This is a genomic window from Sphingobium sp. TCM1 (genome assembly GCF_001650725.1).
Taxonomy (GTDB): Bacteria; Pseudomonadota; Alphaproteobacteria; order Sphingomonadales; family Sphingomonadaceae; genus Sphingobium.
Window position 1 is genome coordinate 210,663 of sequence record NZ_LXVX01000005.1, and the last position, 12,871, is coordinate 223,533.

Below are 12,871 nucleotides of genomic sequence, written 5' to 3' on the forward strand. Positions count from 1 at the left end.
GCAACCTCGTCGCCTTCGGACGGTTTCCCGTTCCGATGGAATGGCGTAGGCACAACGCCGGAAAGGGAGGGCGCGATGCGGCTCGACGACGAACAGGAAAGCAGCCATTTCGAGGTGCAGGAGGGGCGCGGCGGCGGCCTGGGTGGCGGTCTGGGCGGTGGCCTGGGCATGTTGCTGCCCCTGATCGGCAGCCGCTTCGGCTGCGGCGGGATCGTCATCGTGCTGGTCATCATGGTGGTGATGGGGGTGAACCCGCTCAGCCTGATTGGCGGCGGGGGCGGCGGGCAGCCGGTGCAGACGGAGCGCCCGGCAACCGGCGAACTGAGCGACGTGCAGCGCACCTCGCTCAAGGTGCTGGGATCGACCGAGCGGCGCTGGGCCGACATCTTCCGGGCGGAGGGACAGCAATATCCGCCGCCGACCCTCGTCTTCTACAGCCAGAACGGCCAGTCGGGTTGCGGCGCGGCGCAATCGGCGATGGGGCCTTTCTACTGCCCGGCCGACCAGCGCATCTATCTCGACACCGATTTCTTCAACGAGATGGAAAGCCGCTTCAACGCGCCCGGCGACTTCCCGATCGGCTATATCATCGCGCATGAGGTCGGCCATCATATCCAGACCGTCACTGGCGAGGCCGATCGCATCCGCAAGGCGCAGCAGCGCGTGTCGGAGGCCGAGGGCAACGCCCTCCAGGTGAAGATGGAGTTGCAGGCCGACTGCTATGCCGGTGTATGGGCGGCGCGCGACACCAATCTGATGGAGGCGGGCGACCTGGAGGAAGGGATGCGCGCGGCCGAGGCGATCGGCGACGACACGTTGCAGAAGGCGGCCGGCCGCCGTCCGGTGCCCGAAAGCTTCACCCATGGCACCAGCGCCGATCGGATGGCCTGGCTGCGCAAGGGTCTGTCGACCGGCGATCCGGCCCAGTGCGACACGTTCAAGGGAGCGATCTGACGACCGGGCAAGGGTGCGATCTTGCGCTCCGGCAAGGGCGCGGTCCGGCCGCGGTCATTCCCCGTTGGGCGTTCCCGCCATGTCGGGGTCCGGTTCGGTAATGCCGCCCGGCGGCACCGGCGGGGCTTCCTGAAGCCCCTCTCCGGCCAGCATGGGCTGGCCCGCGCCCGCGATCGGCTGGCCGAAGACCGCAGGGTCGCTGGCCACCGCCGGCGCGCTGGGGGCTGCGACGGGCGGAGCGACCGGCACGGGGACGGGCGGGGGCGGCGGCGCAACCTGTTCCGCCTGCGGCGCGGGCGCAGGGGTCGGCAGGAAATTCTGCACGGCCAGCACGATCAGCGGCGCGGCGATCAGCGTGGCGATGGCAAAGTTGCGATACAGCATCGGACGAAAGACTTTCCTGCGACGATTTTGCCGCAAAGTCTCGCACGAAGCGGTAAAGAAAGCCTTGCTGGCGAGCCGCCAGCAACTGCCCGGCTAGTGCCGGTCCAGCTTCATCAGCAGCGCCATCATGTCGTCCGGGATTGCCTCGCGCGGCGGCGCGTAGGTGGACCGCAGCGCATTGCCGACGCCCTCATAGGGCGTCGGCAGGCCGACCGTGACCAGGCGGTCGCGGTCCCCGTTCCGCCCCGGTGCCGATCGGCCGAGAGATTTGCGCTGCATGTCCATGATCCCACCAACGGCCGGGCAGCCCAAAAGTTTCTGGTCATGCGTTTCCGGCCAAAAGTGTCTGGCGTTCGTCGCGGCTGCGCGCGATAGGCCGTTGGAAAGGAGAGATGATGGTGACGAACTGGCCGGAAACGCAGGCCCGCATCCGGGCCCATTCGCCCTTTCTGGCGCGCGCGCTGGACCGTTTTCCCACCGTGACCGAGCAGTTGGCGGCGGGCGATTTCGATGCGGCGCTCCGCGCGGCGCAGGCCGTCGCCGGCCCCGAGGACGGCATCGCCCGCTCGCTGCGGCGTCGGCGCGGCGCCATCGCGCTGGCGGTGGCGGCGGCCGATCTGGCGGGCGCCTGGGACATGGACCGGGTTACGCGCACCTTGTCCGATTTCGCCGACCAGGCGCTGGAGGAAGCGCTCGCCGCCGCCATGCAGGAACGCTATCCCGATGCCGAGCATCGCGGCTTCGTCGTGCTGGCGCTGGGCAAGCATGGCAGCCGGGAACTCAACTATTCGTCCGACATCGACCCGATCCTCCTCTACAATCCCGCCACCCTGCCGCATGGCGAGCGGGAGGATGTCGCTGACGCCGCCGTCCGCATCGGCCGGCGGATGAGCGAACTGCTGACCAATCGCGACGGCGACGGCTATGTCTTTCGCGTCGACCTGCGGCTGCGGCCCTCGCCGGAGGCGACGCCGATCGCGCTGCCGGTGGAGGCGGCGATCGGCTATTATGAATCGACCGCGCTCGGCTGGGAGCAGGCCGCCTTCATCCGCGCCCGTCCGGCGGCGGGGGACATGGAACTGGGCGACTATTTCCTGCGCCAGATCCGCCCCTTCGTCTGGCGGCGCAGCCTTGATTTCGGCGCGATCGACGCCATCGTCGACATATCCCGCCGTATCCGCGACCATTATGCGCAGGGGCAGGCGTTCGGGCCGGGATATGATCTCAAGCGCGGGCGGGGCGGCATCCGCGAGGTGGAATTCTTCGCGCAGGTCCACCAGCTCATCCACGGCGGCCGCAACCCCGCGCTGCGATCGGGCAACACGCGGCAGGCGCTGGCGGCGCTCGCCGGCGCGGGGGTGATCGACGCCGATGCCGCCGCCCGGCTCGACGCGGCCTATATCCTGTTCCGCACGATCGAGCATCGGCTCCAGATGGTGGAAGACCGCCAGACCCACGAACTGCCGAAATCGGCCGACAGCCTCGACAATGTCGCACGGCTCCACGGCCTTTCCGATGGCGCGGCGCTGCTCGACCTGCTGCGCCCGCATGTCGAGTGGGTCGGCCGCAACTATGACCGCCTTGGCCCCGAACAGGAGGACGCCTCCCTCTCGCAGGACGAGGACCGGCTCAAGGTGCAGCTGGCCGACATCGGTTTCGCCGATCCCGACACGCCGCTGGCCCGCATCGCCCGCTGGCGCGGCGGCACGATCCGCGCGCTGCGCAGCGCGCCCTCGCGCGATGCGCTGGAGGCATTGCTGCCCGGCCTGATGCGCTCGCTGGCCAGGGCGCCCGATCCCAGCCGCGCGCTCAACCGGCTCGACGACATGATCGCCCGGCTGCCCAGCGCGATCAATTTCTTCAAGCTGCTGGCCGCGCGGCCCGCGCTGGTCGAATTGCTGGCGGAGATATTGAGCCATGCGCCGACGCTCGCCGATGCGCTCGGCCGCCGCGCCGAACTGCTCGACGGGCTGATCGACGCCTCCGCCTTCGATCCGCCGCCGCCGGTGGACCAGCTGGCGCGACAGCTTGGCGCGCTGGAGCCAGGCGAGGATTATCAGGCGCTGCTCGACCGGGTGCGCCAGCGCGTGGGCGACCGTCGCTTCGCATTGGGCGCCCAGATCATCCGGGGCGGCGATCCGCTGGAGGCGGGCAAGGGCTATGGCCGGGTCGCCGAAGCCGCGATCGAGGCGCTGGCCAGCGCCACGGTCGCGCAGTTCGAGGCGGCGCATGGTCGGGTGCCCGGCGGCGAGATGCTGATCCTGGCGCTGGGCCGCATGGGCGGCGGCGTGCTGACCCATGCCTCCGACCTCGATCTCGTCTATCTCTTCACCGGCGATTTCTCGACCGAATCGGATGGGCCAAAGCCTTTGGGCGCGACGCAATATTTCAACCGCCTGGGCCAGCGTATCACCAACGCCCTGTCGGTCCACACCGCGTCCGGCCCGCTCTATGAGGTCGATACCAGGCTGCGCCCGTCCGGCGCGCAGGGGCTGCTCGCGGTCAGCCTCGACAGCTTCGCCCGCTACCAGCGCGAGGAGGCCTGGACCTGGGAGCATCTGGCGCTCACCCGCGCCCGGCCCGTGTTCGGTTCGCCGCAGGCCCGCGCCGCGATCGACGCCATCCTTGCCGAGACGCTCCGGCGCCCGCGCGATTTCGACGAACTGGCGCGGCAGGCGGTGAAGATGCGTGGCGACATCGCCAGGCACAAGCCGCCGGCCAGCGATCTCGACGTCAAGCTGGTGCCCGGCGGGCTGGTGGACCTGGAGTTTCTCATCCACATCACTCAGTTCCGCCATGGCATGGCCTTCGATCCCGATCTGGGCAAGGCGCTGGCGCAACTGGTCGCGGCCGGGCATCTGCCGTCCGGCCTGATCGCCGCGCATGACCTCATCACCCGCTATCTGGTGGTGTCCCGGCTCGTCTCGCCAAAGTCGACCGAGCCGCCGGAGGCGACCCGACCGCTCGTCGCCCGCGCCTGCGGGGCGTCCGATTGGGACGCGCTGCTTGCCAGCTACGCCAGAGCGCGGATATGCGTGGGCGAAGCCTGGGCTGCGCTCGCCGCGCCCTATCAGGAGGACCGATGATGCTGGAACAGGGAGACGCCATCCCCACCGTGGCGCTCAAGGACGCGGATGGCGTAGACTTCGCGCTGGACGCCTATCGGGGCAAGCCGCTGGTCGTCTATTTCTATCCCAAGGCGGATACGCCCGGCTGCACCAACGAGGCCAAGGATTTCACCGCGCTGGCCGATGACTATGCCGCCGCCGGGGTGCCGGTTATCGGCATTTCCAGGGACAAGCCCGCGAAACTCAAGAAGTTCGCGGAAAAATACGGCCTGACCGTGATCCTTGCGTCCGACGAGCCGGGCGATGCGTGCGAAGCCTTCGGCACCTGGGTCGAAAAATCGCTCTACGGCCGCAAATATATGGGGATCGAACGCGCGACCTTCCTGGTCGGCGCCGACGGCACGATCCTGCGCGTCTGGCCCAAGGTGAAGGTCAAGGGCCATGCCGCCGACGTGCTGGAGGCGGTGCAAGCGCTTTGACCCTGCCGGTTTCGATCGAGCCTATGCCCATCGACAGCGTGGGCGCGGCCTGCGCCCATGTCATGCTGACCGCTGATCCCTATGAAAAGCTGATGGCGGCGCGCGCGACGGCGCGGGCCTGGCGGCTGGGCCGGCTCGCGCATCGCTTCGACGGCGCGATGCCCGACCGGCCCGCACGCCCGGACGCGCCCGAATTGCTGCCCCCCAACCGGATGCCCCGGCGCGGCAGGATCGGATCGGAACGGTCGCGCATTGCCATGCTCCATGCGCTCGCCCATATCGAATTTGTCGCGATCGACCTCGCCTTCGACCTGATCGGTCGGTTCGGCGGCGCATTTCCGCGCGCCTTCACCGATCAGTGGATGCAGGTCGGCGCGGAGGAAGCGATGCACTTCGCGCTGCTCGACCGCCGGCTGCGGCAGGTCGGCAGCCATTATGGCGCGCTGCCCGCGCATGACGGCCTGTGGCAGGCGGCGGAGGAGACGGCGGGGGACGCGCTCGCCCGGCTCGCCATCGTGCCGATGGTGCTGGAGGCGCGCGCGCTCGACATCACCCCGGCGACGGTCGAGCGGTTCGAGGGGGCGGGGGACATGGCGTCGGCCCGGATGCTGCGGCGCATCATGAACGACGAGATTCGCCATGTCTCGGCGGGGACCAAATGGTTCGCCTGGGCGACGAACAGACTGGGGCTGGACGCCCCCAATCATTACCAAATCCTTGTGAAACAGTATTTTCGCGGCGTCGTTAAGCCGCCGTTCAACGACTCGGCGCGTCGACAGGCCGGTTTAACCGAAGAATTTTACACTCCGCTTGCAACCTGATCCGTGATCGGCACTGTGCAGACAGCGGGGGCGATCCAGGTCGCCAAAGAGATAACACGGGAAGCACCGAGAGGCACAAGTCTCCGGTCTTATAGTCGGGGTCTGCATGTCGGTTCTTAACACGGTCAATGCGCGCGGATCGCAAATGTTCCAGTCCGCGTCGAAGCTGGTGAAATTTTTTGGAGCCATCGGCATTGCCGGCGTCCTGTGCGCCGCAGCCCCGGCCCAGGCATCCACCGACGACGATGATCCCTATGGCGAGGTGCCTGCCGCCGCCGCCGGGCAGGACAGCAAGGCCGATCCTGCCTTCTCCAATCTGTTCGCCAGCCTCCAGCGGCTCGATGGCACGCCCAAGGCATCGGCCTATATCCCGTCCGGTCGTCCGGTGGCCAAGCTGTCGCTGACCTCCAACTATGGCGTCCGTTCCGATCCCTTCAACGGCGGCGCACGGATGCACAAGGGCATCGACATTCCCGGCCCGATCGGCACGCCCATCTACGCGACGGCCGACGGCGTCATCAGTCGCGCCGGATGGGCCAGCGGTTATGGCAATCTGGTTCAGATCACCCATGGCAGCGGCATGGAAACGCGCTACGGCCATATGTCGAAGCTGCTCGTCGCCGCCAACAGCTATGTGAAGCGCGGTCAGATCATCGGCCTGATGGGGTCGACCGGCCGTTCCACCGGCAGCCACCTCCATTATGAAGTGCGCGTCGACGGCGCCGCGATCAACCCGATCCCGTTCGTCGCCGGTCCCGACTATCTGGTGGCGATGAACACCAAGCCGCCGGTCGCCATGGGCGGCCCGACCAAGGCGCAGGAAAAGGCTGCCGACTGATCGCCTCATCCTCGAAATTCGCAAAAGGCCCGGCGCCCGATGGGTTGCCGGGCCTTTTGCCTGATCCTATCTAGGCAGCATGGCCGACATCGACCTTACCCCCTCCGCCGCCGCGCGCGTCGCCGCGATCGCCGCAAAACAGGGCAAGCCCGCCATTCTCCGCCTGTCGGTGGAAGGCGGTGGCTGCTCGGGCTTCCAATATCGCTTCGGCCTGGCCGACGCGGTCGAGGCGGACGACCTGTCGATCGAGCGGGATGGCGTGACCCTGGTGGTGGACGATGTCAGCATCGACCTGGTGCGTGGCTCCGCGGTCGATTTCGTGTCCGACCTGGGCGGACAGGCGTTCAAGGTGACGAACCCCAACGCCACCGCCGGCTGCGGCTGCGGGACCAGCTTCTCGGTCTGATTTCCGTCTTCCGTTTTTCCAGCCGCCGTTCGCGCTGAGCTTGTCGAAGGGCATTACTTCTTTAAAGAGCAGGGCAGGGCGCTGGCAGCCTGAACGGTTTGGATAAGGAAGTCGGATGCGGATCGCCACCTTCAACATCAACGGCATCAAGGCGCGCCTGCCGCGCCTGCTGGAATGGCTGGACGAAACGCGACCCGACATCGCCTGCCTCCAGGAAATCAAGACCAGCGACGACACCTTCCCGGTCAAGGACATAGAGGCGGCCGGCTATGGCGTCATCTGGCACGGGCAAAAGGGGTTCAATGGCGTCGCCATCCTCGCGCGCGGGGAAACGCCGGTCGAGGTGCGGCGGGGGCTGGAGGGCGAGCCGGAGGACGAGCATAGCCGCTATCTGGAAGCCGATGTGAAGGGCGTGCGGGTCGCCAGCATCTACCTGCCCAACGGCAATCCGCAGCCCGGCCCGAAATTCGACTATAAGCTGCGCTGGATGCAGCGGCTGCGGACGCGCGCCGCCGAAATATGGGCGGAGGAAGTGCCTGCCATCCTGGCCGGCGACTATAATGTCATTCCGCGCGACGTGGACGTCTATTCGGTCAAGGCGATGCAGGACGACGCGCTGATGCAGCCCGAAAGCCGAGCCGCCTACCGCCGCCTGCTCGGGGATGGGTGGACCGACGCGATCCTCAGTCGCCATCCCGCCGGCGGCGTCTGGACCTTCTGGGACTATCAGATGAACGCCTGGCCGCGCGATGCGGGCTTCCGTATCGACCATCTGCTGCTCAGCCCCGCCGCTGCCGACCGTCTGATCGACGCGCAGGTCGACAAGGAATTTCGCGGCCGGGAAAAGGCCAGCGATCATGCGCCGACCTGGGTGGAACTGCGCCCCCGCTAATTATTATCCGGGCAATATTGACTCAATAAAATCCGGGTAATAATAACCATGCCGAAGGAGATCGGCATGGAACGGACTTTCACCGCCTTTGCGGGCGACTATTGGATCGCGACCGGCGACGAGGCGGAAATGCGGGAGGCCTTGCGCGCCGTCGGCGACGATGCGGCCACCATCCTGCTGTTCGACGACAGCACCGGCCGCCAGGTCGACATCGATCTGCGCGGCCCAGAGGCGGAGGCACCACGGGGCCGGGGACGCCCGAAACTGGGCGTCCAGCCGCGCGAGGTGACATTGCTGCCGCGCCATTGGGACTGGCTGGCGGCCCAGCCGGGCGGCGCCTCGGCCACGCTCCGGCGCTTGGTGGATGCCGCGCGCAAGGCCAGCGCCGATGCGCCCGACCCCCGTTTCGCGATGGATGCCGCCTATCATTTCCTCACCGCCATGGCGGGCGATCGGCCGGGCTATGAGGCGGCGATCCGGGCGCTCTACGCCAGGGACGAACAACTGTATATATCGCTGTCGGACAGCTGGCCCGCGGGCATCCGCGACCACGCCCGCGCGCTCGCCGCGCCTGCCTTTTCCGCCTGATCCGTCACCAGTTGCTGGCGACGGTGCAGCGCGCATGACAGCAAAAAAAGGCCCGCCTCGGGGAGGCGGGCCATGCTAGGGAGGGGGTCGTTCCAATGCTGACGCGTAATGTTAATCCGCGACATCCTCCACGGCCTTGCCGGCGCTCTGCACGTCGCGGCCCGCGCCTTCCACCGTGTTGCAGGCGGCAACCATCAGCGAACCGGTAAGCAGCAGCGCTGCCAGGATCTTCTTCGTCATCGAAAATCTCCTCAAAGGTCCAGCCGCACAGGACGACGCCATGGCGGCTACGAGAGGAGAACCCGTGCCGGAACATTCCGTTCCGAAGCCAGAAATAATAAAGATTTCAGGGATTTGAAAAAGTCTGAGCCCGGAACGCGTCGGGGGGGGGAGAAACGTTCCGGGCTCATATTTTGTGGATAGCAAGAGCGGGGGGCAAAAGATTTGCTATCCGGTGTGCAGAACCCACGAAATCGCAGATCGGTTCCCGACCGAGGGAAAAATCTTCGATTTTAATTTCTCAGACATTTCAGCGATTTGAATGGTCTACGAGGCGTTAACCGGAAAAAAGTTCCGCGATCCGACCCTCTGTCAGGCGCGCAAGCTCAGGTCAGAGGACGGCCGCTGTTGCGATATTCGGGGCGGATAGTGGATTCCGGCAGGCCGTCCTCCTCGCCCATAGCGGGGGACGAGGGCGCCACCCGCGCCGGGAGCGGGGCGACCGCCGCTGGGCGCGCGCCGGGGCCGCCCGTTGGGGGCCAATAGCCGGGCGGCGTCGCGGGCCTCTCCGGCCAGACGCGCCGAGCCGGGCCGGAAATCGCTTCATGCCCGCGATAAAGAGCGGTGAAGGCGGCCGGCGTTCCGTTGAAACCGGGATTGCGGTAGAAGATATGCGCTCCCACCACCGCGACAGGCTGAAGGGCCGACGCCCAGTCCGGTCGCACGGCCAGCGTATGATAATGGGTGGCGAGGCCGACAGGGGCATAGACCTGCCCGGCCAGCGCATCCTGCGCGATCCGCCGGGACCGCGCCCAGGCGGCGGCGTCGGGCATCCGCGCCATCGACCCGTCGCAGCTGAAGGTGAACTGGCATTTATAGTCCAGCCGCTCCGACCCTTCATAGACGACGCCGCAGACCGTGTCGGGCCAGAGTCGGCTGCGCACCCGGTTGAGCACCACCTGCGCCACCGCGCGCTGCCCGTCCTCCGGCTCGTTGCCCGCTTCATAATAGACCGCGTTGGTCAGGCAGTTGAGCGCGCGGTAGCCGTCGAGCGCGGTGATGCCGCGAAAGATGGCCGCGGGCGCGGCCTTGACCGCGTCCAGCCCCAGCACATGCCGGCTTTGCACCGTCTCGACGCCCGGCGCCGGATCGAACGCGCCCTCGGCATAGAAGAAGGCGGAACCGGGGAAATTGTCGCCAGGCTGTTCGGCGGGATCGATCGGCGCCGGCGCGCTGTCCAGCAGGTCGAGCGGGGCGGCGGTAATCAGGCGCGGAGCGACGAGCGCGGCCAGCGCCAGCGCGACAATGCCGGCCTGCGCCTTCCACCCTTTCATCCCCGGCACTGCCGCATTGCAAAACCCTGAAAATTCCGCGACCTGCCGCCGCGCAGCATCGCCCTTACCCCAAATTCCTTTCCACTTCGCTGCCCATTTCGCGGCTGTGCCGCGATGGCACGCCGGCCAGGCCAGGCGTTAACGCTGGCGGAAACAGTCCCTTGGCCCCGTTCAGCAATCCCTTGCTTGGCAAAGCAACGCGCCCTCCGCTATGCGTGACGCCATGCTGCTCCATTCCAACAGTCTCGCGCTGATCGGCAATACGCCGCTCGTCCGCCTTGCCGGCCCCTCAGAAGAAACGGGCTGCGACATTTTCGCCAAATGCGAATTCGCCAATCCCGGCGCCTCGGTGAAGGACCGGGCCGCGCTGTTCATCGTCAATGATGCCGAGGAAAAGGGGCTGCTCAAGCCCGGCGGCACCATCGTCGAGGGGACGGCGGGCAACACCGGCATCGGCCTGGCGCTGGTCGCCAATGCGAAGGGATACAAGACGATCATCGTCATGCCCGAAACGCAGAGCCGGGAAAAGATGGACACGCTGCGCGCATTGGGCGCGGAACTGGTGACGGTGCCGGCGGCGCCCTATTCCAACCCCGGTCATTTCGTCCACACTTCCCGCCGGATCGCGGAAGAGACGGAAAATGCGATCTGGGCCAACCAGTTCGACAATATCGCCAATCGCAAGGCGCATATCGTCGGCACCGCCGAGGAAATCTGGACCCAGATGGAAGGGCGCGTCGACGGCTTTACCTGCGCGGCGGGCACGGGCGGCACGATCGCGGGCGTGGGCCTTGGCCTCAAGGCGAAGGATGAGAATGTCACCATCGCGCTCAGCGACCCGCATGGCGCGGCGCTCTATAATTATTATGCCCATGGCGAACTCAAGGCCGAAGGCTCCTCGGTCGCCGAAGGCATAGGTCAGGGGCGCATCACCGCAAATCTCGAAGGCGCGCCGATCGACACGCAATTCCGCATTTCGGACGAGGAGGGGCTGCACTGGGTCCGCCGCCTGCTGGCCGAAGAGGGGCTGTGCCTCGGCCTGTCGTCGGGCATCAATGTCGCGGGCGCGGTGGCGCTGGCCAGGCAGCTGGGGCCGGGCAAGCGGGTCGCGACCATCTTGTGCGACACCGGCTTCCGCTATCTTTCGACCCTCTACAACCGGCAATGGCTCGAATCGAAGGGCTTGACGGTGTTCCCCTGGCTCGCGCACACTGCATGAACGCCGACATGGGTCGCGGCGAAGAAAAAATGAGCGCGAATATGGCTGAAACACCCCGCCGTCAGGAAGGGTTGCAGCGCGTCCAGATCGGCCTGACCGGCCTGGCCGGCGTCGTGCTGCTCGTGGGGCTGGCGAATATCGTGATCGAAAAGGCGCGGATCGACGACGCCGCCCTCCCGCCGCCGACCGTCCCGACGTTGAGCGCCAATGCCGTCTCGCCCAAGGAGCCGCTGGCCGAACTGGGCGTACAGCCCGCGCCCGAACAGGCGCCGATCGTTCCCGATCTTCAGCCCGATCCCAATCTCAACAAGCCCATGGACCGCGACCCGGCGCAGCAGCAGCCGCGCTGATCCATGATGCAGGGCCGGCGTGGGACGCCAAGATGGCGGCGCTGACGCGATTCCTCTGGCTCTGGCTGCCGATGCTGGCTGTTTTGCCCGCGGGTCTGGCGCGCGCCTGGGAAACCGGGCAGGCCGATCCCTGGGATTGGGGCGTTCCGGTGCTGGCGGTCGCGGTGGTGGTCGGCCTGTTGCTCGCGCGCCGTGGCTCGGCCGTCCTGGCCTGGGTGGCGATGGGCGTAGTTGGGCCGGCGCTGCTCTTCTGTGCCCTGGCAGCGGGCCGGATGCCCGACATGGGGGCGTTGCCGGGTTTGCTGGCGCTGGCCGTCATGGGAACATTCGGCGGCGCCTGGCTCCGCTTTCCCCTTCCGTTGGCGCAGGGGCGTCTGGCGGCGGTTGCTCTGCTGGCGCTCGCGGGCCTGCTCCTCTGGCTTGGTCCCGCACGGCCCATCGCGCCCGTCCCCGATCGGCCGAAGCTCGCCGTCCTCACCGCGCTGCCGCTCTTCTGGGCGGAGCCGGGACAGGCTGGGGCGGCGCCGCGCGACGTCCCCATCATCGCCGTGCTGCGCACCCGCTTCACCGTGGAGCCGCTGGACGATCCGCGCTTTCTCGCCGGCTCGGGCGCGCGCAGGCTGCTCGTCGCCCAGCCCCGTGCGCTTGCGCCGGAGCAGCTGGTCGCGATCGACAATTGGGTGAGGGCAGGTGGCACCGCCCTTGTCCTTGCCGATCCATTGCTCCGCTGGCCCTCCGACCTGCCGCTGGGCGACCGCCGCCGGGCGCCTGCGGCCAGCCTGCTGGCGCCCTTGCTCACCCACTGGCGCTTCGATCCCGGCACGCTGGCGTCGGCGGAGGTGCGCCACTTCCTGCCGGATGGCCGCCTGCTCACCCTGTCCGGCGCTGCCATCGGGAAAGTCCTCCCGCAATCCGGGAAGATCGGCCGTGGCCAAGTCCTGCTGCTGGGCGACGCCGACCTGATCGACGACCGGCTGTGGCTGGCCGATCCCGTCCGCCCGCTCGATCCGCGGGCCTGGACGGCTGACACGCCCGCCTTGCTCGGCGAATGGCTCGGCGCACCGATTCCCGGCGAACGGCGCTGGATGCGGACGCCGGCGGCCGTGATTGCGGGCCTGCGCTGGGCGATTCTGGCTGGGACAGGCTGGGCAATTTTGGGTGCGATGTTGTTCGGCCGGCCATTTGCGACGAAAAGGCCGGGAACAAAAAGCGAAAATCGACTGGAAAGGATACAGGAAAACAGTCTAACCCATTTTTGACCGGCTTTTCCCATCCTCTCCCGACTTTTCCCTTTTCAGTCGGCTCCATGCTTGGTAGAA

Annotated in this window: 15 protein-coding genes; 11 read left to right on the top strand and 4 right to left on the bottom strand. The window is 67.4% G+C overall.

What is annotated here, in order from left to right:
* Positions 1-75 precede the first annotated feature (75 nt).
* Positions 76-954 (top strand): KPN_02809 family neutral zinc metallopeptidase, encoded by an 879-nt coding sequence (gene ypfJ, locus A7Q26_RS05405; RefSeq protein ID WP_066857676.1) that lies wholly within the window; start codon positions 76-78, stop codon positions 952-954.
* 54 nt (positions 955-1,008) lie between these two features.
* Here the strand turns inward: ypfJ and A7Q26_RS05410 are convergent, their stop codons facing one another.
* Together A7Q26_RS05410 and A7Q26_RS05415 are read right to left on the bottom strand one after the other, a co-directional pair.
* On the bottom strand, positions 1,009-1,338 hold the full coding sequence (locus A7Q26_RS05410; protein WP_066857679.1) for a hypothetical protein: 330 nt from the start codon (positions 1,336-1,338) through the stop codon (positions 1,009-1,011).
* A gap of 93 nt (positions 1,339-1,431) precedes the next feature.
* Positions 1,432-1,617, bottom strand: coding sequence for a hypothetical protein (locus A7Q26_RS05415; protein WP_325232297.1), 186 nt, complete (start codon positions 1,615-1,617; stop codon positions 1,432-1,434).
* A gap of 116 nt (positions 1,618-1,733) precedes the next feature.
* On the opposite strand from A7Q26_RS05415, the gene A7Q26_RS05420 reads away from it, so the two are divergent.
* The 7 genes from A7Q26_RS05420 to A7Q26_RS05450 all read left to right on the top strand — a co-directional run bounded on the left by A7Q26_RS05420 (position 1,734) and on the right by A7Q26_RS05450 (position 8,430).
* Positions 1,734-4,424 carry a bifunctional [glutamine synthetase] adenylyltransferase/[glutamine synthetase]-adenylyl-L-tyrosine phosphorylase gene (locus A7Q26_RS05420; protein ID WP_066858038.1) on the top strand — a complete coding sequence of 897 codons (2,691 nt, stop codon included), beginning with the start codon at positions 1,734-1,736 and terminating at the stop codon, positions 4,422-4,424.
* Positions 4,424-4,885 carry a thioredoxin-dependent thiol peroxidase gene (gene bcp, locus A7Q26_RS05425; RefSeq protein WP_066858040.1) on the top strand — a complete coding sequence of 154 codons (462 nt, stop codon included), beginning with the start codon at positions 4,424-4,426 and terminating at the stop codon, positions 4,883-4,885. Before A7Q26_RS05420 ends, bcp begins: the two co-directional genes overlap by 1 nt.
* Positions 4,886-4,908: 23 nt before the next feature.
* A complete protein-coding gene (locus tag A7Q26_RS05430; RefSeq protein WP_198162855.1) occupies positions 4,909-5,706 on the top strand; it encodes a ferritin-like domain-containing protein in 798 nt (265 codons plus the stop codon).
* Positions 5,707-5,812: 106 nt separating this feature from the next.
* Entirely contained in the window at positions 5,813-6,544 is a 732-nt protein-coding gene (locus tag A7Q26_RS05435; protein WP_198162852.1) for a M23 family metallopeptidase, read from the top strand.
* A 79-nt stretch (positions 6,545-6,623) separates the two neighbouring features.
* Positions 6,624-6,950 (top strand): iron-sulfur cluster insertion protein ErpA, encoded by a 327-nt coding sequence (gene erpA, locus A7Q26_RS05440; protein WP_066857693.1) that lies wholly within the window; start codon positions 6,624-6,626, stop codon positions 6,948-6,950.
* A gap of 115 nt (positions 6,951-7,065) precedes the next feature.
* Positions 7,066-7,842: an exodeoxyribonuclease III gene (gene xth, locus A7Q26_RS05445; protein WP_066857696.1), complete on the top strand. Its 777-nt coding sequence runs from the start codon at positions 7,066-7,068 to the stop codon at positions 7,840-7,842.
* A 66-nt stretch (positions 7,843-7,908) separates the two neighbouring features.
* Positions 7,909-8,430, top strand: coding sequence for a DUF2239 family protein (locus A7Q26_RS05450; protein WP_066858045.1), 522 nt, complete (start codon positions 7,909-7,911; stop codon positions 8,428-8,430).
* Positions 8,431-8,541: 111 nt separating this feature from the next.
* Here the strand turns inward: A7Q26_RS05450 and A7Q26_RS05455 are convergent, their stop codons facing one another.
* Positions 8,542-8,670 (bottom strand): entericidin A/B family lipoprotein, encoded by a 129-nt coding sequence (locus A7Q26_RS05455; RefSeq protein WP_066857699.1) that lies wholly within the window; start codon positions 8,668-8,670, stop codon positions 8,542-8,544.
* A gap of 365 nt (positions 8,671-9,035) precedes the next feature.
* Positions 9,036-9,983 carry a cell wall hydrolase gene (locus A7Q26_RS05460; RefSeq protein ID WP_066857702.1) on the bottom strand — a complete coding sequence of 316 codons (948 nt, stop codon included), beginning with the start codon at positions 9,981-9,983 and terminating at the stop codon, positions 9,036-9,038.
* 223 nt (positions 9,984-10,206) lie between these two features.
* Here A7Q26_RS05460 and A7Q26_RS05465 point away from each other — a divergent pair, with 223 nt between their 5' ends.
* The 3 genes from A7Q26_RS05465 to A7Q26_RS05475 are packed head-to-tail and all read left to right on the top strand — an operon-like array spanning position 10,207 to position 12,811.
* On the top strand, positions 10,207-11,202 hold the full coding sequence (locus tag A7Q26_RS05465; RefSeq protein ID WP_066858051.1) for a cysteine synthase A: 996 nt from the start codon (positions 10,207-10,209) through the stop codon (positions 11,200-11,202).
* 41 nt (positions 11,203-11,243) lie between these two features.
* Positions 11,244-11,552, top strand: coding sequence for a hypothetical protein (locus tag A7Q26_RS05470; protein ID WP_066858048.1), 309 nt, complete (start codon positions 11,244-11,246; stop codon positions 11,550-11,552).
* 32 nt (positions 11,553-11,584) lie between these two features.
* Entirely contained in the window at positions 11,585-12,811 is a 1,227-nt protein-coding gene (locus A7Q26_RS05475; protein WP_066857705.1) for an ABC transporter, read from the top strand.
* Positions 12,812-12,871 lie beyond the last annotated feature (60 nt).